Source organism: Paenarthrobacter sp. GQ52 (assembly GCF_059759005.1).
The window spans coordinates 306,682-327,144 of the sequence record NZ_JCAXEJ010000002.1 but is presented as its reverse complement, the minus strand read 5'-3'; the positions used below and the strand labels follow the sequence as shown (position 1 = coordinate 327,144).

Genomic DNA, 20,463 nt, shown 5'->3' with positions numbered 1-20,463 from the left:
CATAGCAACTGATTCCGGGGCGGGGTATAGTCCTCGCCCCGGAAGGTTTCACCAACTACTGACGGAGATTCACATGGAACCCATTCGAGTCGGCATTATCGGCGTCGGAAACGTTCTCAACCAATATTTGGACAAGATCGGTGTCCACCCGGACGTGAACGTCGTGGCACTTGCGGACGTGAACCCTGAAGCTGTGAAAGCCCGGGCAGCGGAGTATTCGGTTCCCAAAGCGCTCACACCGGATGAGCTGCTGGCAGATGAAGAGGTTGAGTTGGTCCTGAACCTCACTCCGCCCAAGCTCCATGCACCGGTGACGCTCCAAGCGATCGCTGCCGGGAAACACGTCCTCTCGGAAAAGCCGTTCGCTACTTCACTCGAGGAAGCACAACAGATCCTGGATGCTGCACGCAAGGCAGGCGTCAAAGTAGGATCCGCTCCCACCACCTTCCTCGGATCCGGCATGCAGACCAGCCGCAAGCTCATCGACGACGGATGGATCGGAGAGCCGGTAGCTGCCTTTGCATCTTTCGCCTGCCGCGGCTACGAACACTGGCATCCTAACGTTGACCCCTTCTACAGCCCAGGCGCCGGCCCGATGCTGGACATTGGGCCGTACCTGATCACCAACCTGGTGAACTTCTTCGGTCCCGTGAAACGGGTTTCTGCTACTACACCGCGCTCATCTGAGACCCGGCCGCGTCCGGGCAAAGACGGAGAAGTCATCCATATCAAAACCCCGACGCACGTCACCGGCACCCTCGACTTCGAGTCCGGTGCGAGCGCCACCGTCATGGTCAGCTGGGACATTTGGAACCACAATCTGCCGCATTTGGAGGTCTATGGGACGGGCGGCTCCCTTGCTGCGCCGAACCCGGACCACTTCTCCGGCGCGCCCGTCCTCCGCCGCGGCGAACCCGGCGACCTGGCTCTGGACATGACTCCTCCGGGTGGAGGCGACTGGCGCGAAACGCTCATCACGCATCGGGACGACGCCTACCGCGGCATCGGCTTGGCTGAATTCGGTTATGCCATCCGCAAGGGCCTGGAACCTCGTACAGGAGGGGACTTCGCCTATCACGTGCTCGAAGTGCTGCTCGCCTTCGAGGCCTCTTCGGAACAGGGTCGTCACATCCAGATCGAAAGCACCTGCGAGCGGCCACGTCCTCTGCCCTCGGTGGGGCCGCAGGAGCCTTATCGCTTCGACTAGAGAGGCATCAAGAAAACAGCAGCCGACGGCGGTACACGCGTACCGCCGTCGGCTGCTTTTTTCTGGTCTTAACCGATTTGCCACTGCGGATACGACCGCGTATCAAAGTGGGACACACTACGTCCCCGCGACGGTGAAAACCTGAAGTTCGGGCGAATCGGTTTGCAAATGCCGACGCACCTTCGAATTTAGGAGATCGCATGACTAGCACAGCCGCTGCTGACATCGGCACCGTGGTCGGCAACAAGGCCGTCCGCCGCCGTACCGTCGCACAAGCAATCGTTGAATACCTTCAGGTCCAGTACAGCGAACTGGACGGTGAACGTCGGCGCCTCATTCCCGGAATGTACGGCATCTTTGGCCACGGCAACTCAGTTGGTCTGGCGCAGGGAATCGACGAGTACGGCGTGGACTTCCCGCACTACCAGGGCAAAAACGAGCAGTCCATGGTCCATGCGGCCATTGGCTTCGCCAAGGCTTCCAACCGCGCAGCAACCCTTGCGTGCACGGCATCCGCAGGGCCGGGTTCTACCAACATGGTTTCCGGTGCCGCCACGGCAACTACCAACCGGCTGCCCGTGCTTCTTTTTCCTGCGGACATCATCAACAACCGCTTTGGCGATCCGGTGCTGCAGCAGATCGAGCATCCGGTAGAGCGGGATGTCTCCGCCAATGACTGCTTCCGCCCGGTCAGCCGCTATTTCGACCGGATCACTCATCCGGCGCAGCTGCTGTCCACCCTCCCCGAGGCCATGCGAGTCCTCACCGATCCCGTGGAAACCGGCGCCGTCGTGGTCTGTCTTCCCCAGGATGTTCAGGGTGCGGAATTCGATTTCCCGGAAGCGTTCTTTACTCCGCGGGTGTGGCACATCCGTCGCCGTCCGGCTGTTGAGGACGAATACCGCGATGCTGCCGAGATCATTGCGAACGCCGAGCGTCCCCTGCTGATTTCAGGGGGCGGGGTTCGTTACTCGAAAGCACAGGAGGAACTTGCACGCTTCAGCGCCGACTTCGGAATCCCGGTTACTGAGACCTATGCAGGTAAGGGCAGCGGTCCCATTAGTGAGCTGAACCTGGGCGCGCTGGGTGTGACCGGAACGGTGGGAGCCAACGAAATCGCCGATGGTGCTGATGTTGTCATCACCGTTGGTTCACGCCTCCAGGACTTCATCACCGCTTCACACTCGTTGTTCCAGAACCCCAACGTGAAGTTCGTGAACCTCAACGTTGGCTCGTTCGACGCCCACAAGATGGGTTCGTTCCCCGTCATCGGAGATGCAAAACTGTCCCTCGTAGCCCTACGGGACCGCCTGGCAGCTGTTGACTACGGCACTTCCGATGATTACCGCAGTGACATTGCGGACGCGCGAAAAGCCACCTTCGAGGTACGCAAGCACGATCTGCAGGCTTTCCCTGGTGAAAACATGAGCCAGGCCCAGGTCATCGATGTTCTGAACCGCACGGCAACCAATCAAGACGCACTGATCTTGGGCTCAGGTGGTGTGGTTGAGGGTATCCACAAGGCCTGGGATCCTTCCAACGGTGCCGAAATCCATTTTGAGTACGCGAACTCCTGCATGGGCCATGAAATTCCGGCCGGCCTCGGCTACCGGATCGCACGTGGAGATGCACCGGGCGAGGTGTACGTTTTGATCGGTGACGGCACCTACTTCATGCAGCCTACGGAACTGGTCACCGCTGTACAGGAACGGAAGAAGATCATCACCATTGTGATCGACAACCGGGGGCACCAGTGCATCTGGCCGCTGCAGGTTTCCAAAGGTGGCCCTGGCCGGGAGTTCGGAACACAGTACCGGGAACGCAGCAATGAGTCAGGCCGCCTTGACGGCGCGATCTTGGACTTCGACATTGCAGCCAACGCCGCCAGCATGGGCTGTGCAGCCTGGTCAACCTCCACGGTCGAGGAGTTCCAGAACGCGCTCACGGAGGCCAAAGAAGTGGACGGGCCCGCAGTCATCGTTGCCCGCGTAGAGCCTTGGCGGTACCTGTCCGGCAACGGAGCCTTCTGGGACGTGGGAGTACCCATGACCTCGCAGCGCCCAGGCAGCCAGGAAGGTACTGCAAAGCACCTGGAGGGTCGCGCCCGCCAGCGTTTCTACGCAGCAACCACAGCACCTGACGAGCGCTAAGCGCAACGGGCGGGACCGTCATGCGACGGTCCCGCCTGACCCTTTTACCGGGTCAACCCAAGCCCTATTTTCCGATAAGGAGTACTATCATGAGCGCATTTGCCGTTATTGATCCAGCCACGGGAACTACCCACGCACAATACCCGGCGGCTACGGACGCAGAGGTCGAAGCCGGCCTGAGTGCAGCCCAGACGACGTACCAGAACTGGTCACGCACCACCACTGTGGCTGAGCGGGCTGCCATGGCCAAGCGCCTGGCCGAACTGTTCGTAGAACGCAAGGACACACTTGCAGCCATCATCAACCGGGAGATGGGCAAGCCCCTCGCGCAAGCAGCCGGAGAAGCAGAATTCTCCGGTTCCATCGCCGCAGCCTTCGCCGAGCACGCAGAGGAATGGCTGGCTGACGAGGAGCTCGAGGTGGCCGATGGTCTGCGGACGTTCTTCCGCTACCAAGGCCTGGGCGTAGTTCTGGGCATCATGCCGTGGAACTACCCGTACTATCAGGTGGCACGTTTCGCGATTCCCAACATCATCCTGGGCAACACGGTGATAGTTCGCCATGCGAGCCAATGCCCGGAATCTGCCCTGGCACTTGAAGAACTGTTCCGCGACGCCGGTTTCCCGGACGGTGCCTACGTCAACCTCTTCGCCACACATCAGCAGATCTCAGACATCATCGCTGACGACCGCATCCAAGGCGTTTCTCTCACTGGCTCCGAGCAAGTGGGCGCAATCGTGGCGGAGCAAGCTGGCCGTGCTTTGAAGAAGTGTGTGCTGGAGCTCGGCGGCGCCGACGTGTTCATTGTGCTTGACACTGACAACGTGGATCAGGCCGTAAAAAAGGCTGTCATGGGTCGGATGGGCAACACCGGTCAGTCATGCAATGGCTCCAAGCGGATCGTGGTGCTGGACAAGTACTTCGACGAGTTCTCCGAAAAGTTCAAAGCAGCCATTGCCGGCCAGTCTTACGAGAACGGCGACTTCGGACCGCTATCTTCAGACTCTGCCACCAAGTTCCTGAAAGAGCAGGTGCAGGGAGCCCTCGATCAGGGAGCCGAAATCCTGGTGGGCAATAACGAACCGCAGGGCAACGTCTTCACGCCGACAGTGATTACCAACATCACCCCTGCCATGGACGTCTACAGTGAAGAGCTCTTCGGACCCGTTGCCCAGCTTTACAAGGTCAGCAGTGACGAGGAAGCCATCAAGCTCGCGAACTCGTCGCCGTATGGTCTGGGATCTGTGGTGATTTGTGATGACCACGAGCGTGCCGAGCGGGTAGGGAACCAGCTCGATGTTGGTATGGTCTTCATTGGCGCCTACGACCTCAGCGGAGCCGACGTACCGTTCGGCGGCGTCAAGAAGTCCGGTTATGGACGTGAACTGGGCAAGGTTGGCATGCTCGAGTTCGCCAACAAGAAGCTGTTCCGCTTCGCCAAGTAAACAGATACGTAGAAGAGGAGGCCGGATCATTATGATCCGGCCTCCTCTTGTTTGCAGATGGCTGTGGTGCTTAAGCCTGGTAGGTCGTTCGCCCGGAGACTTCCGGAACCTGGACCCATTCGCCCGAGCCGGCGCTACGCAGGGAGGCATCAACGAGCTCGGACGCTGACCAGCCGTCCGCGACGGAAGGACCAAGTTGTTTCCCTTCGGCCACTGAACGCAAGAACAGTGCCGCTTCAATGGTCTTGAGGTCATTGAAGCCGATGCCGGGGCCGGGTCCGGGCTGGAAGCGTCCGAACTCACCGAAGGACGGGGGAGTCATGATGGTGCGATAGCCAGTGCGGTCGGTGGCGAGTTCCAGTTGGTTCATCCGCTCGAAGTTCCAGCGCAATGATCCCTCGGTGCCGTAGACCTCGATGATGTATTCGGCGTGCGGGCCGACGGCGACGCGGGTGGATTCGAACATACCGATTGCTCCACCCTCAAAGCGGGCAAGCATGGCAGTGTAATCCTCATTTTCCACCTTTTGCGTGACCTCGGAAGCCTGGCCCATATCGAAGGAATTCGAGGAGTTGCCAGCGGGGAGCGGTCGGTCCTTGATGAAAGTCTCGGTGACGGCGTTCAAGGACGTGATGCGACCTACCAGGAACTGAGCTAGGTCGAAGCCGTGGCTCAGTACGTCGCCCAAGACGCCGGATCCTGCACGTGCCTGCTCGTAACGCCAGGTGAAGACTTGGTTCGGATCCGAGGCGTATCCGGTAAGGAGGCGAATTTGCACATTGGTGATCTTGCCCAGCGTTCCGGACCGGATCAGCCTCCGCGCTTCCGCCACGGCGGGTGCATGCCGGTAATTGAACCCGACCGAGGTAATGAGTCCTGCGGCCTCGGCACCTTGGGCAATCTCGCGCGACTCATGGGCGCTGCGGCCCATGGGCTTCTCAATCCAAAAGTGTTTTCCTGCCTCAATGGTGGCAAGTGCTATCTCGTGGTGAAGGAAGTTGGGCGAGCAAATAGATACAACGTCCACATCCGGGTTTTCCAGCACCTTGCGATAATCCGTGGCGGTTTCCTTGTAGCCGAGTGCGTCTTCGGCGTGATGGCGTCCGGCATCGTCCGGGTCGGCCGCGATCACCAATTCTGGATGACGCGGCAACTCAGGAAAGAACTGCTTGGTCGCCAGATACGCGCGGGAATGCAGTCTCCCCATCCATCCGACCGAAATCAGGCCAACCCCAATGCGGTTTTGCTGTTCCAAGAGCGCTCCTTAGTCTCGACCGCTTTCCGGCGGTGCTGTGCCGCGGACTGACGGCGGCATCTGTTGATCAGCCTAGGAAGGTTCGCGATGTGCTCTGTGTCTCAATCTGAGACAGCCGAACAAAGAAGAGCGCTGTTTTAGTGGAACGTACTAGTCCGCCCATGCCAAGCAAGAGGAGCCCGTCGCCGATGATGGACCACGAGCAACAACTTCGAACGGAACCCCTTCGGGTTCTCATCACTGGTGCAACATCAGGCCTTGGGGAAGCCACCGCAAAGCTCTTCGCCAAACGCGGCGCAACAGTGTCGCTGCTGGGACGGCGTCCTGGGGAACTGCAGCGAGTGGCCCGGGAGATTGGCGTCGGTGCGCACACAGTTGTTGTGGATGTCTCCGATGCCCAAGCAGTCAGGAACGCCGTTCGGAGTGCAATTCACGCAATGGGCGGTTTGGATGTAGCCATCAACGCTGCGGGGGTGGCCGGCCACGTCCCTTTGGAAGATCTCACCGAGGAACATTGGCAGGAGGTGCTGCAGACGAACCTGTCCGGCACTTTTTATGTAGCCAACGAAGCCGCTCATCACATGAGGCGGTCCGGCGGAGGCTCGATTGTCAACGTGGCGTCCGACCTCGCCACCATGGGTGTGTCCGGGCTTGCTCACTACTGTGCGGCGAAAGCCGGCGTTGTGGGACTGACCCGCGCCATGGCAATAGAACTCGCCCCCCTGGTTCGCGTGAACGCTGTCTGCCCAGGGCCGATTGACACGCCCATGGTCCGAGAGGGTTTGGCGGCGGCGCCCAATCCAAGTGAAGCCCGGAGATTGAAAGAGAGCACAGTGCCGCTAAACCGGCTCGCGGATCCTGACGAGGTCGCGGCAGCCATATATTTCCTGGCGGTCGACGGAACCTTTGCCACCGGAACCAGCATGGCGTTCGACGGCGGCACATCCGCCGCATAGGAAGCGTCACAAATTACCTGTCAAGACCGATCAAGCCCAAGGAGCTAAAAGACATGGAAGAGTCCAGCTATAAGGACCTCCGCAGTGCGCGATGGTTTGCACCCCACGACCTCACGGGATTCGTTCACCGCACAGCGATTCAGGCTGAGGGCTTCTCGCGCTTCGCCCTCAAAGACAAGCCGGTCATCGGCATCGCTAATTCGTGGTCGGAGCTTGTCAACTGCAATATTCACTTCAAGTTACTTGCCGACGCCGTAAAACGAGGGGTTCTCATGGCGGGCGGACTGCCGCTGGAGTTCCCCACCATTTCCTTGGGTGAGAGCCTGATGAAGCCTTCGGCCATGCAATTCCGAAACCTGATGGCGATGGACGTTGAAGAGTCCATCCGCGCCTACCCGCTGGACGCCATTGTGCTCCTGGGTGGCTGCGATAAGACCGTTCCAGCGCAGCTCATGGGTGCTGCCAGTGCGGACGTTCCAACCATCATGCTCACCGGTGGCCCCCAAGAACCGGCGCACTTTAGGGGTAAGCAGCTCGGTGTCGGCACGGACACGTGGAAGTACGCAGATGAGCTGCGCGCAGGAAAGATCACTGAGGCGGATTTCGATGAGCTTGAATCGGCCGCTAAGCCCTCTGCCGGACACTGCAGCGAAATGGGCACCGCATCTACCATGACGTCACTAGTCGAGGCTCTCGGCATGTGCTTGCCGGGCACTGCATCCATCCCGGCAGTGGATGCGCGTCGCGCCCAAGCGGCCGAAGCCACAGGGCGCCGGGCCGTAGAAATGGCCATGTCCCAGGGACCAAAACCCAGCGAAATATTGACCAAAGAGGCATTCGACAACGCTATAACCCTCTTGATGGCCGTAGGTGGTTCCACCAACGCCGTCGTGCATCTTCTGGCGCTCGCTAGGCGCGTTGGTTACGAATTGCCGTTGGATCGATTCCACGAGATCTCGCAGCGCACGCCTCGCATCGTCAACGTCCGCCCCTCGGGCGAGTACTTGGTGCAGCAGCTGTTCCAAGTGGGCGGCATCTCCACGGTACTCAAGCAACTGGGGCCCCTACTGAACAAGGAGGCCATTACCGTCACAGGGCAGTCTCTTGAAAATGGTTACAGTTCGGCCCCCGAGCCCGATGGTGTAGTGGTCAGCACCCTTGAAGCCCCGTTTGATGCCTCCGGAGGCATCGCCGTAGTCCGCGGCTCCCTCGCGCCCAACGGGGCGGTGATCAAGCGTAGTGCGGCGTCGAAGGATCTGCTGCAGCACAAGGGGTCGGCGGTGGTGTTCGAGGACATTTACGACCTTGGGCGCCGGATTGACGATCCCGAGTTGGACATCACCGAGGACTCCGTTCTGGTCTTGCGGAACAGCGGGCCCGTGGGAGCTCCCGGGATGCCTGAATGGGGTATGTTGCCTATACCTGAGAGGCTCTTGCGGCGCGGTATCCGTGACATCGTCCGTATATCCGATGCCAGGATGAGCGGCACCGCCTTTGGAACCACAGTGTTGCATGTGTCTCCCGAGGCCGCGGTAGGTGGACCGCTAGCGATTGTGCGGGACGGGGATCCTATTGTGCTGGACGTAGAGAACCAGCGTCTGGACCTGGATATTCCAGCCGAGGAGATCGAGAACCGGCTCGCGGAACTCAAACTGCCTGAGCCGAAATATCGGCGGGGCTACGGACGGCTCTTTATAGATCACGTCAACCAAGCCGACGAAGGCTGCGACTTCGACTTCCTGAAGGGCCTTCCCGATGAGGAGCCACAGCGCTTGCCCTATGGCCTTATGAGCGGTTGGCAGGGCGGCTGGTGAGCAGCTACGCGTCCAAACACGAGAACAACCGGGGGAGTGCCGTTGAGGGGAAGTTCGGCGAAGAGGAATCTGTGTCACGACCGAAAGTGCTGGTAATTGTTCAGGAGGGCCGGCCGCTGCCTCCGCTGGAACGGCTGGAAGCTGAGGCTGATGTCTCAGTGGTGCGGACTGCAGATGAGTTTCGGGCAGCCCAGCCAGGAACAGAGATCCTGTTCCTCAACGATTTCCGGACCAAACTTCTTCGAGAGGTAGGACCCGGCGAACTGCGCTGGATACACACGTCCAGCATCGGTGTTGACAGCCTCATGACCCGCGAGATCATCGACAGCGACATTGTCGTCAGCAACTCCCGCGGCGTGTGCGAGCGTCCCATAGCTGAATGGGTACTCGGGGTATTGCTGATGTTCACCAAAGACCTGCGCCGCACCATCGAGCTTCAGCAGGCCCGGACGTGGCAGCACCGCGAAACCCAGCCGCTGTTGGGGCGCAAGGTCCTGGTGGTGGGGCCGGGGCCGGTGGGCCGCGAAACCGTTCTTCTCCTTCGTGCTGCTGGAATGGACGTTGACATTGTGGGTCGATCTGCGAGAAATGATTCACAACTGGGACAGATCTCCGGCTTTGATGATCTTGACCGGCTTCTGGGCAACGCTGATGATGTGGTGCTCACCTTGCCGCTTACAGAAGAAACCCGCGGTTTGTTCAACTCATCCCGATTCAGAAAAATGCAGCCTGGGGCTCGTTTGGTGAACGTGGGCCGAGGGGCGGTAGTGGTAGAGCAAGACCTTATGGACTCTCTTGACTCCGGGCACGTGGGTGGGGCGGCCTTGGACGTCTTTGAGCATGAGCCGTTGGACGCCGCTAACCCCCTGTGGGGCCGACGGGACATCTTGGTGTCTCCGCATGCCTCCGGTGACCTGATCGGTTGGAGGGGAAAAGTGGTGGACTGTTTTGCCCTGAACCTGAGGCGGTGGAAGGCCCATGAGCCGTTGAAGGACGTTGTGGACCTGAAAAAGCTTGATCCGTCCGCTTCGATTACAGCGCAGAACAGGACCTGATAAAGGCGCTCCCATGGGATATTCCGAGAATTGAACAGGCTGGAATATCCCATGGGATCCCGTGTCTCAAGCTGGTACAGTGCTTTCACTATCCTCGTCGATAGTGTGATTCAGCACTCTAAATTTCGTGACGAGGATTACATGTCAAGCACAACAAGAGGTACGACGAAAACGCCGACCCAACCCCAGGAACATAAGCTCAGCGGAAACATGGGCGTTGGCGAGCTCGTGATGAACGTGCTCGCCTTTTCCTCGCCGCTGACAACAGTTGCGGGTACACTGCCCGTGATGCTTCTCTTCAGCGGCCACACGGCACCGGGCATCTACCTTCTGGTGACGCTCATGCTGCTGATCTTCTCAGTTGGCTTCGTCAAGATGAGCCGCAGCGTTGAAGCTCCGGGCGGCTTCTATTCATTTGTCACGGCTGGACTCGGTAAGCCTGCTGGCCTTGGGGGAGCGCTGCTGGCGCTCTTCGGTTATATCTTTATTGGATTTTTTGCTCCCTCACTTTTCGCGCTGACGCTCCAGAGCTTTGTGGTCAACACACTGAACGGCCCGGACATCCCCTGGTATTGGTATGGGCTTGGCATCATCGCCATCACTACCCTCCTGGCCTACAACCGGATTGACCTCTCTGCCAAGGTTCTGACTGTTGTCATGCTGTTGGAATCAGCAGTGGTCATCATTTTCGACGTAGCGGCTTTCGCTACGGGATCAGCAGAAGTGGTTCAGGGAATCGGCTTCTCCATGCCATGGATTACAGATGCCGGTTTGGGGCTGGCTCTGTTGTTCGCCGTCGGAAACTTCTTCGGGTTCGAAGCGACAGTGATCTACCGAGACGAAGTCAAAAACCCGGACCGCACCATTCCCAGGGCCACTTACATTGCAGTGGTGGGAATCGGATTGTTCTACGCCGTGGCGGCCTGGGCTTACACAGCCTTCATCGGCCCTGACAAAGTCCAAGGCGAAGCTGCAGCAAACACAGTGAACTTGTTCAATGACGGCGCGACGATGTTGGTTGGAAAGATTTTTGCGGATATCGCGATTGTCCTGCTCATCACCTCGATCCTGGCGTCAATGCTCTCGATCCAAAACATAGCCGCCAGGTATAGCTTCTCGCTGGCCGCCGACGGAGCGCTGCCTTCGATTCTAGGCCGGGTGCATCCCCGTCATAAGTCGCCCTACCTTTCAGCGTTGGCTGTTGGCCTACTGTGGGCCGTCGCAACCGTCGTATTCACCGTCATTGGCGTTGCCCCGGAGGCCTTATACCCGATCGCAAGCGGGAGTGGCACCTTCGCAGTCCTGCTTCTGATGTTCATCACCAGCTTTGCCGTGCTTGTCTATTTCGTTCGCCGCCGGCGTGTGGACCCGGAGTCGGTCTGGAAGACCATCGTGGCTCCGATTGTCAGCGTCTTTTTTCTGGGGCTCATCACCTACTTGGCCATCACAAATTACCCGGAACTTATCGGCGGCTCTGCAGTCATGACTGCCATTTTCATGAGCTTCACTTTTGCCTTGTTCTTCGGCGGGATTGTCTACGCATATCTCCTGCGGTCCAAACGGCCTGATGTTTATGCGCGCCTGGGCCGGCAAAAAGTCGACTAACAAACAAAAACATACTTCCCATCAACAACTGGAGATCTGCAATGACGCAACAGATCAGAGTCGGCCTGTTCGGAACCGGGCGTATAGGCCAAGTTCATGCCATGAGCCTGGCCACATTGGACGAGGCAACGCTGTCCTGGGTTTGTGATCCCTTCATTGAGGGGGCAAAACAAACAGCTGCCGAATTCGGTGGTCGAGTTACCGACGATCCTGATGAAGTGTTCGCCTCCGGGGAGATCGATGCTGTCATCGTGGCCTCTCCTACCGCGACTCATCTTGACCTCGTAGAGAAGGCAATCGACGCCAATGTGCCCGTGCTGTGTGAAAAGCCAATCGACTTGGAGATTTCCCGCGTAAATACATTCCGGGATAAAGCCGCAGGATCGGACGTTCCGGTTGCCCTTGGCTTCAACAAGCGCTTTGACCGCCATTTTGTGGAGTTGAAACGCCGCGTGGCTGCCGAAGAAATCGGGGCCTTGGAGCAGTTGCTGATCACCAGCCGGGACCCGGGCGAGCCGCCGGCAGCCTATCTTCCCCAGTCCGGCGGTATTTTCCGGGACATGACCATCCATGACCTTGATATGGCGCGGTACTTCGTCCCAAACATCGTTGAAGTTTCAGCGCAAGGTGCAAATGTATTCAGCGACGCCATCCGTCTCGCGGATGACTACGATTCCACCGTTGTCACCTTGAGGGGGTCCAACGACGAACTAGTGACGATCATCAATTCACGCCACTCAGCATACGGTTATGACCAGCGGATCGAAGCCTTCGGGTCAAAGGGACTGTTACAGGTGGGGAATAAAAATGACAACCTCGTTCGGCACTGGGGACCTCGATCCGTTGAATCCATAGGGCCCTACCAGGACTTTTTCCTGGAGCGCTATGCAGAGGCCTACCGTCTGGAAGTTGCAGAGTTCCTCCGTGCTGTTCGAGGACTGCCTTCCAGGAGTCCCGGGTTCGAGGACGGCCGCGCTGCATTGATTCTTGCGGATGCCGCCGAGAAATCCGCCCGAACCGGTACTGCCGTTGAAGTAGACCTGAGCTAATCAGGTAACAAGGCCGCCTGCCTGGGCCGCAGATGTTCTCGCAACGACATTTGCGGCCCAGAGCAGGCATTTTCATTGGAAGAACCTTGGTGATCCGTTGCCAATGGGAAGGATCGGTAACTGGACAAATGAACGCAGCACATAAGTCAGAGAACGAAATGCGGGCCAGCTGGACACCGCCAGCCGGATTCTGGGAGAAGACGGAGCCAGGGGACGCTGTCCGCTTGCAGAGGCCTGGATGGCCACCCTATGACGGATACGTTGACGATAGGACTCCCGACGGTGATATCGTTTGGGTTCTTTCGTTAGGTGAGCGTCGACTATTTCACAAAGCCGATGGCTACAGCCTTGTCGTGTGGCCATAAGTAACTGCTTCTAGCGTCCTTTATTCACTTTAGAAGCTACATTTGGCTTGTAGTTGAAACGTATCATTTCCGTGTTCCAAAGTGGCACACATCCTCTGAACGCCAGTCCGTCAAAGTTCTAGTAAGTGAAACAGTGTGGCGAAGGTCACGCGGATTCGGGGCTTTAGCACCATCCCGACTCAGCAGGTCAAACAACGTAGTTTGATTGACCGCGACTCAAGTGTTTCACCGGATCATTCACATGGCCCTAACGAACGAGGATGAGATGACCGAAGCACCACCGGCGACCCCTCCACTGGTCGCCCTCAAGGACATACACAAGACATTCGGAGCGGTGTCCGCGCTGCGCGGCGTCAGCATCGATGTCCAGCCCGGCGAAACCTTTGCCCTGCTAGGCGACAACGCCGCCGGCAAATCTACGCTGATGAAGGTACTTACGGGTGTGTATCAACCAGATAGAGGTTCGATTGAACTGGACGGTAAGGCGACAGAGTTCCCAACCCCGTCGGCTTCCCGCGATCAGGGCGTGGAGATGGTCTATCAGGACTTCGCTTTGGCGGATAACTTGGATGTTCGGTCCAACATTTTCCTGGGCCGGGAACCACAGAAAAACATCCTCGGCCCCCTATTGCGGATCATCGATCGCAAAAAGATGGAACTCGAAACCAAGCGGGTGCTCGAACGTTTGGACATTCCCATCAATCCGCGGCTTAAGGTCAAGCGTTTGTCCGGCGGACAGCGCCAGGCAGTCGCGATTGGCAGGGCACTGGCATTCGATGCCCGCCTAATCATCATGGATGAGCCAACGGCAAACTTGTCGGTAGCCAAGGTGGACAAGCTCATTGAAGTGACCCAGCGACTCAAAGATCTCGGCATCGCGGTCATCATCATCACTCACCGACTGGATGAGGCATTTGCCGTGGCGGACCGCTTCGCAGTCATGCGCCAAGGCCAAGTAGTGGGCCGCTTCCGGGTAGGTGAAGTTACCGAAGCACAGGTGGCACACCTCATCTCCCACGGCACGCTGGACGACTACATCGACGACGGTGCAGGCATCCCGGAAGAACGCCGCAAAATCGGAAGCACCTCATCAATGGATGTCGTTGATGCGTTGGCCACTCCAGGTACTACGAATGGGAGCCACTCATGAGTCTCACAATGGAAAACATCAAGACCAAGCTCGGACCCGCCGACCTCAAAGAAGGAATGACTGCCACCAAAGTCAAGCGCTTCATTGGTGACTATGGGATCATCATCCTTTTCGTAGTAATCCTCGTCTTCCTCGCCGTCGCTGCGCCAAACTTCCTGACCCTGAACAACATAGTCAACGTCGTCCGGCAGTCCTCCATCATAGGGCTGATCGCCTTAGGGATGACGTTCATCATGATCACCGCCGGCATCGACCTGTCTGTCGGCTCGATTGTGGGTTTGGCCGGTATGACCTTCGCATTGCTGGCGCCGGCAAGCGGAGGCGCCTTCTGGCTGCCGCTGGTTGCAGGCCTCGCAGTAGGCCTGCTGGTCGGATTCCTGAGCGCAGCGTTGGTGGTCTGGGGGGCCATCCTGCCCTTCCTGGCAACACTGGCGACAATGGCGATCGCCCGCACGGCAGTCCTGGTCATGACGGACGGGCAGGTTGTCTCCGGACTCAGCGGACCTGCTGAATGGCTTGGTTCGGGCTTCATCGGTCCGGTTCCCGTCCCGGTCATCATCTTCTTGATCGCCGCCGTCATCTGCGAGTTCGTACTCAGCCGAACCAAATTCGGTTCTCACGTCTACGCCGTAGGTGGCAACGAAGAGTCCGCCAAGAAAGTGGGCATCTCCACCAGCCGCGTGCTCTTCACCGTATACCTCATTGGTGGCGTGACAGCCGCTCTGGGAGGTCTGGTCCTCACCGCGCGTCTGGACGGCGCCGCGCCGGTTGCTGGCACCGGATACGAACTTCAGGTGATTGCCGCCGTCGTTATTGGAGGAACGAGTCTCTTCGGTGGCGTAGGAACCATTCGCGGAACGGTCATCGGGGTCCTCCTGCTGGGTGTGGTCATGAACGGCATGAACCTGATGGGTGTCTCGTCGTACTACCAGCAAGGTGTCCAAGGCATCATCCTGGTCCTCGCCGTCCTCCTGAACCGGTGGAAGTCGGACTAGCCACTACAACAACCGAAATGCCCCAAAGCAACCGGGGTCCATAGAACCAACAATCTCCTAAGCAATCAGAACCACTGAAAGGAACAATCATGGGAATGCGACAGAAGCTCGCCGTGACCACAGCTATGCTGGCCGCGGGAGCTCTCACTCTCACCGGCTGCGGGGGCAGCAGTACCCCCGGGACCTCGGAGGCTGCAGGCAAGTCCTACAACATCGGCGTTGTGGTGCTTGACCTTCAGGACCCGGATCTGGCGCACATGACGGACGCCATGAAGAAGACGGCTGATGAAAAGGGCGTCAAGCTCAACATCACCGACTCCAAGAAGGACGTAGGCAGTGAACTGAACCAGGTTGAGGATCTCCTCACCCGACAGGTTGACGCCGTCATCATGCAGCCGTTGGACGGCGAGGCCAGCCAGAATGCGGCAAAGCGCGTCATTGCCGCCAACATTCCACTATTCATCCTGTCCACCGAGTTCGCCGAAGGTTCAGACGTTGAGTACAAGAGCTACATTGGCGTGGATGACACCGTGGCCGGTGAAATGCAGGCCGAGTACCTGAACAAGGCCCTTCCGGAAGGCGGCAATATCGTGTTCGCCGCCGGCATTTACGGCGCCTCCTGGACCGATCGCCGCAAGAACGGCTTCGACAGCAAGATCAACAAGAATTTCAAGGTCGTGGCGGAATTCCAGGCGAAGGGAAGCCGTGACGACGCCAAGCGCAATATGGAAGACACCCTTCAGCGCTTTGGCGCCGGCCAAATCGATGCCGTAGTGGCCAACAATGACGAGATGGCTATTGGTGCAGCCTCTGCCATTGCTGACGCGGGACGGACGGCCGAGTTCAAGGCAGTAGTTGGCGTTGATGGTACTGAACCAGCCATGCAGGACATCAAAGCCGGAACAATGTCAGCTACGGTCCGACAGGATTCTGCTGGGCAGGGCGTCAAGGCAGTTGAGGTTGTAACTGACTTCCTCAATGGTGGAAATGTGGAGAATCGTTACACTCTGCCGTTCACGCTCATCACCAAGGACAACCTTTCCGAGTTCTTGAAGTAAGCAGCTGATCAGTCCAGCGGGCACAGCGGATTCGTCCGCTGTGCCCGTTCTGTTTTGGCACAGTCTGGCGCGTGCCCCAGCTGCCTACACTTCTTCCGGAACCCTACGAATGGAGAACGCAACCATGTCCCATGGTGACAACGGCGACACGGCTCTGAGGCAGTTGCTCGCCCGGTTGGAACATCACGGCGTAGAGGTGGACGACTCTCCGCGAAGGCGGTCTGAGTACTCCTACGATGCATCGAATTATCGGGTAAGACCTGCCGCTGTCGCCTTCCCAAGGAACGTCGACGACGTACGAACAGTTATGCGCGTATGTTCGGCCCTGGGAGTTCCCATGACTACGCGCGGCGGGGGTACCTCGATGGCCGGGAACGCCATCGGCGACGGTTTGGTGATGGACCTCTCTCGCCGCATGAAGACGGTAGGAGCTCTCGACGCCGAAGATAGGACAGTTTGGGCCGACGCAGGGGTTGTCCTCGGTGAGCTGCGCGCGCACGTTGAAAAGTCCACGACGGGGACTCTGACATTTGCACCGGACCCTTCCTCTCTGACCCGGGCCACCATCGGCGGTTCCATCGGCAATGACGCCTGCGGAAATCACTCGGTGGCCTATGGGCGAATGACGCATCATGTGCGGGAAGTGGAGCTGGTCACGGCGGACGGTGCCTACTTGAAGGCCGGGCGTAATTTCCTCCGCGCTGTTGACGAAACTGACACCCACTCAGTTGCCCGAGCGCTGGAACTCACGGACTGCCTGAAAGCCTTGGCCGCTGAGAACATGGCCAGGCTCCGCGTTGAGCTGCAGACCATTCCCCGGCAGGTCTCTGGTTACCACGTGGGCCACCTGCTGCCGGAACACGGATTTGATGTGGCCGCGGCATTAGCTGGCAGCGAAGGTACGTGCGCAGTTGTTGTGCGGGCACAGGTGGGCCTCGTATCGAAGCCCCTCAGCACAGCCCTGCTGTGTTTGGGCTACCGCGACACCATCGATTCCGCACGTGATGTCACTTCCATTTTGGCTGCAAAGCCGAGCGCTATCGAGGGGCTGGACGTCTCTATCGTGGACATCATGCGGCACCGGCGAGGAGCCGCCAGCGTTGAGTCGTTGCCTGATGGCAGCGCTTTCCTCATGGTGGAGTTTTCGGCTGACACCTTGCAGCAGGCGGGCGCTTCGTGTCAGGAACTGGCTGACAGGCTCGGCGGGAATGGGCGCGTTGTTGATTTCAGGATCGTCGCCGACCCCGTTGAGCGGGCAAAACTGTGGCGTGTGCGTGAAGACGGCGCCGGACTCTCGTCCCTGCGGATCGACGGAGTGCAAACGTGGCCGGGTTGGGAAGATTCTGCGGTAGCCCCGGAACGGCTTGCCGACTATCTGTCGGACCTCCTTCCACTGGTGAAAAGGTACGGATACACCGCCCTGATGTACGGCCACTTTGGGGCGGGCTGCGTTCACATGCGGCTGGACTACGATCTTCGCAGCGACGCTGGACGCCAGGTATTTGGTGACTTCACCCGTGAAGCGGCCAAGCTGGTAGTGGCTCATGGCGGCTCTCTGTCCGGTGAACATGGCGACGGTAGGGCACGCAGCGAATTGCTGGAAGTGATGTATTCCAAGGAGATGATGGGCATCTTCAGGGCCTTCAAACACCTCTGGGATCCGGCCGGAATTCTCAACCCCGGGATCATCGTTCATCCACTTCCCTTCGATGCATCGCTGGCTTTGGAAGGTGTCGTCAAACCCGGACCCAACCATGCTGAGCTAAGCGCAGACCCGGGTGGCGCCGTCGTACTTTCCTCTGGAAATCGCGAACTGCTACCGGTCTCGAGTCCTTTTGTGGGCAATACCCACGCCTGCATCGGCGTAGGCAGATGCCGTTCCACCACCGGGGGGTTCATGTGCCCCAGTTACCGGGCTACGAAGGATGAAAAGGATTCGACTCGCGGCAGGGCCCGGGTATTACAGGAACTGACCCGTGCAAATGGCAGCAGCAAGGATGGTTGGTCAAGCCCGGAAGTCCGGGAGGCCCTGGACCTTTGCCTATCTTGCAAAGCCTGTTCCACTGACTGCCCAACTGGCGTAGACATTGCCGAGGCGAAATCAGAATTGGTCGATGAGTACTATCGTGGACGGATCCGGCCCTTCACGCATTACTCCATCGGGTGGCTGCCCCGGTGGCTTCCAGTGCTGACGCGGGTGGCGCCACTGGCCAACTTGGGAACCTCATTCCGGCCCTTCAGGCTTGTGGGGGAGTGGTTGGGCATCAGTGCTCGACGACGGCTTCCCGCTTTTGCGGCTAATGGCAAGATCCGAAGGCGGGTGACTGAGGCCAAATTCGTGGAAAACGCCGAAATCCTAGTGTTCATAGACAGCTTCACCCGCGCTTTCAGGCCCGAGGTAGTTCCGGCCGCTGCCCGAGTGCTCGGTGACACAGGCAAAACCGTAGGCTGTACGCCGGACGCCTGTTGCGGTCTGACCTGGATCTCCACGGGTCAGCGCGGAGGGGCTCGACGACGGCTGGCCCGGTTGATCAGCAAGCTCGACGACGGCACAGACCGGGACATTGTTGTCCTCGAACCCAGTTGCGCTGCCACCATCCGCGACGAAGGTCCGAAACTGGTCGGCGGCGCCGCTGCTGCGAGGGTCGCGGCCAGGGTGCGATCCTTCGCAGTCGCCTTGGATGAAGCCGTTGCGGGAGGATGGAAACCGAAGGCCTTGCCGCCTGAATCAGCAGTATTGCAAACGCACTGCCATGAGCATGCCGTGTTCGGCTCGGGCGCCCAGAAACGGGTCCTGGAAGCCTGGGGGGTTTCCAAACTGGTGGAATCGTCCTCATGCTGTGGGGTGGCCGGCAACTTCGGTTTCGAGGCTGAGCACTTTGACATGTCGATGAAAGTCGCTGAGCACTCGATCATTCCTGCCCTTGCGACAGGGGATAGCTCGGCGCTTGTTCTCACGGACGGTTTTAGCTGTGCCATGCAGGTCTCGCAGGTAGACGCGGATTACACAACCAAGCATCTGGCCGTGGCGCTGGATCCGAATAGCGCCGGCTGGGTTGGCTAAATGGAGTACTTCGGCATCTTCCTGGTCCTAGTTGCTGCCGGGCTGCGTTTAGTCGGCGACCATTTGACCAAGCCTGGGCCTCAACCGCGAGCGACAGCAACGATGCGAGGTGTCCACAGCGTGCCGCCTGGTGCAGCGGCGCTTCTGATTGCTGCATCTGGGATCTTCATCTTCGTTATCAGTATCAGCTCGCGTTTGGGTCGCTGAGTTCTTTTGCGGTGTCTCAAACTGACACGGATGGAAGGGTCCGCAAAAACCCAAACTGGAAGGGACCAAACGGCACAGCTAATTCTTAAGGGTTGATCCCGATGATGAACAGGAAGCTCGCACAAGGACGGCACGTTGAGTGGCTGCGAACCTCACCTCACTCCAGTGAGACGGATCCCGGAGAGCGCACCGACCATGCACCAAAGCGCTCTGGCAGGACTGTTCATCGACTCCTGCAGGAGATGTCGGAGGGCCGCGACACGAGCGATGTGTGGCCGTGGCCAACTCGGGGCATTTAGCCCTGCAAGCTGCGGTCCGTAGCGCTTGTTCCTGGCACTGTGTTCAAGCGCTACGGCCGCTTTCCTTCCTCGCGCGGAGATCTGAGGGCTTTGTGAATCTCCAAGATATGGCTTTCATTGCCTGTGAACCGGGAAAGCTGCTGGTGGAAATACTGGCTCCAGCCTTTCCGCGACCGCCAGTAGAAGCGTTTGTGGAGGCCGTCCAGTCCCTTGAATCAGTCGCTATCAATAGTTTCAAGAAGATGAAGGATGGCGTCCTTCTCGAATACGACGAGCGTTCTATAGATGCGCAGGACCTCAAGGCCTTCCTAGCGGCTGCCTATTCAACGGTCACCTATGACTCTGGTAAGCATTGCCCAGCAACGCACATCTTGCCGGTCACGTTTGGAGGTCCAGCCGGTCCGGACCTGGCTGTGGCAGGTGTTCTTTTAGGTACATCGGAGAACACCCTGATCAGGCGGATCTGCCGAAGTAGACACACTGTAAGAATGTTTTCGGAGCCCGGGGCATCTGCGCTCCTCGAATTGCCATGGTCGGACGGTGGTCTCCAAACCGTACAGGCGAGCAGATGCAAACGGGCTGTGCATCCGGGGTCGCTGACACTGTCTGGGGCTGGCCTGACTATTGCCAGCCGCGCATCTTATTCGGACGAACTCATCTTGGGACGGGTGAACAACAATTCGGTCGAGGCCGCCGTGCTCTTGAGAGCCGCCGTGCTCTTGAGAATGGGCGATCATGTATGGCTGAGAGGACGGTTAGATTCATCCCCCTAGGCTAACGAGTGTTCGT

At 58.8% G+C, this 20,463-nt stretch carries 14 protein-coding genes; 13 read left to right on the top strand and 1 reads right to left on the bottom strand.

Annotated features, from left to right (window positions below):
- Window positions 1-73 precede the first annotated feature (73 nt).
- The 3 genes from AC6CH8_RS05025 (at window position 74) to AC6CH8_RS05015 (ending at window position 4,802) form a co-directional block, all read left to right on the top strand.
- On the top strand, window positions 74-1,207 hold the full coding sequence (locus tag AC6CH8_RS05025; RefSeq protein WP_498189101.1) for a Gfo/Idh/MocA family protein: 1,134 nt from the start codon (window positions 74-76) through the stop codon (window positions 1,205-1,207).
- Window positions 1,208-1,407: 200 nt separating this feature from the next.
- Window positions 1,408-3,357: a 3D-(3,5/4)-trihydroxycyclohexane-1,2-dione acylhydrolase (decyclizing) gene (iolD, locus tag AC6CH8_RS05020; RefSeq protein ID WP_498189099.1), complete on the top strand. Its 1,950-nt coding sequence runs from the start codon at window positions 1,408-1,410 to the stop codon at window positions 3,355-3,357.
- 89 nt (window positions 3,358-3,446) lie between these two features.
- Window positions 3,447-4,802: an aldehyde dehydrogenase family protein gene (locus AC6CH8_RS05015; RefSeq protein WP_498189097.1), complete on the top strand. Its 1,356-nt coding sequence runs from the start codon at window positions 3,447-3,449 to the stop codon at window positions 4,800-4,802.
- A gap of 70 nt (window positions 4,803-4,872) precedes the next feature.
- Here AC6CH8_RS05015 and AC6CH8_RS05010 read toward each other — a convergent pair whose 3' ends face one another.
- Entirely contained in the window at window positions 4,873-6,057 is a 1,185-nt protein-coding gene (locus AC6CH8_RS05010) for a Gfo/Idh/MocA family protein (protein WP_402937225.1), read from the bottom strand.
- A gap of 161 nt (window positions 6,058-6,218) precedes the next feature.
- Here AC6CH8_RS05010 and AC6CH8_RS05005 point away from each other — a divergent pair, with 161 nt between their 5' ends.
- The 10 genes from AC6CH8_RS05005 (at window position 6,219) to AC6CH8_RS04960 (ending at window position 20,447) form a co-directional block, all read left to right on the top strand.
- A complete protein-coding gene (locus AC6CH8_RS05005; protein ID WP_498189095.1) occupies window positions 6,219-7,013 on the top strand; it encodes an SDR family NAD(P)-dependent oxidoreductase in 795 nt (264 codons plus the stop codon).
- 53 nt (window positions 7,014-7,066) lie between these two features.
- Window positions 7,067-8,827, top strand: coding sequence for an IlvD/Edd family dehydratase (locus AC6CH8_RS05000; protein WP_498189093.1), 1,761 nt, complete (start codon window positions 7,067-7,069; stop codon window positions 8,825-8,827).
- Window positions 8,824-9,882 (top strand): D-2-hydroxyacid dehydrogenase, encoded by a 1,059-nt coding sequence (locus AC6CH8_RS04995; protein WP_498189091.1) that lies wholly within the window; start codon window positions 8,824-8,826, stop codon window positions 9,880-9,882. The genes AC6CH8_RS05000 and AC6CH8_RS04995 overlap by 4 nt, the downstream gene beginning before the upstream one ends.
- Before the next feature lie 141 nt (window positions 9,883-10,023).
- Window positions 10,024-11,487, top strand: coding sequence for an APC family permease (locus AC6CH8_RS04990; protein WP_498189089.1), 1,464 nt, complete (start codon window positions 10,024-10,026; stop codon window positions 11,485-11,487).
- 41 nt (window positions 11,488-11,528) lie between these two features.
- The gene (gene iolG / locus AC6CH8_RS04985) at window positions 11,529-12,536 is read left to right on the top strand and encodes an inositol 2-dehydrogenase (RefSeq protein ID WP_498189087.1); all 1,008 of its coding nucleotides are present in this window, start codon (window positions 11,529-11,531) and stop codon (window positions 12,534-12,536) included.
- A gap of 630 nt (window positions 12,537-13,166) precedes the next feature.
- Window positions 13,167-14,051, top strand: coding sequence for an ATP-binding cassette domain-containing protein (locus AC6CH8_RS04980; protein ID WP_402937215.1), 885 nt, complete (start codon window positions 13,167-13,169; stop codon window positions 14,049-14,051).
- Window positions 14,048-15,046, top strand: coding sequence for an ABC transporter permease (locus AC6CH8_RS04975; protein ID WP_354226314.1), 999 nt, complete (start codon window positions 14,048-14,050; stop codon window positions 15,044-15,046). The genes AC6CH8_RS04980 and AC6CH8_RS04975 overlap by 4 nt, the downstream gene beginning before the upstream one ends.
- Window positions 15,047-15,135: 89 nt before the next feature.
- Window positions 15,136-16,104 carry a sugar ABC transporter substrate-binding protein gene (locus tag AC6CH8_RS04970; protein ID WP_402937213.1) on the top strand — a complete coding sequence of 323 codons (969 nt, stop codon included), beginning with the start codon at window positions 15,136-15,138 and terminating at the stop codon, window positions 16,102-16,104.
- Between the two features lie 124 nt (window positions 16,105-16,228).
- Window positions 16,229-19,168 carry an FAD-binding and (Fe-S)-binding domain-containing protein gene (locus tag AC6CH8_RS04965; protein WP_498189083.1) on the top strand — a complete coding sequence of 980 codons (2,940 nt, stop codon included), beginning with the start codon at window positions 16,229-16,231 and terminating at the stop codon, window positions 19,166-19,168.
- 613 nt (window positions 19,169-19,781) lie between these two features.
- Window positions 19,782-20,447 carry a carboxyltransferase domain-containing protein gene (locus AC6CH8_RS04960; protein WP_498189081.1) on the top strand — a complete coding sequence of 222 codons (666 nt, stop codon included), beginning with the start codon at window positions 19,782-19,784 and terminating at the stop codon, window positions 20,445-20,447.
- Window positions 20,448-20,463: the final 16 nt, after the last annotated feature.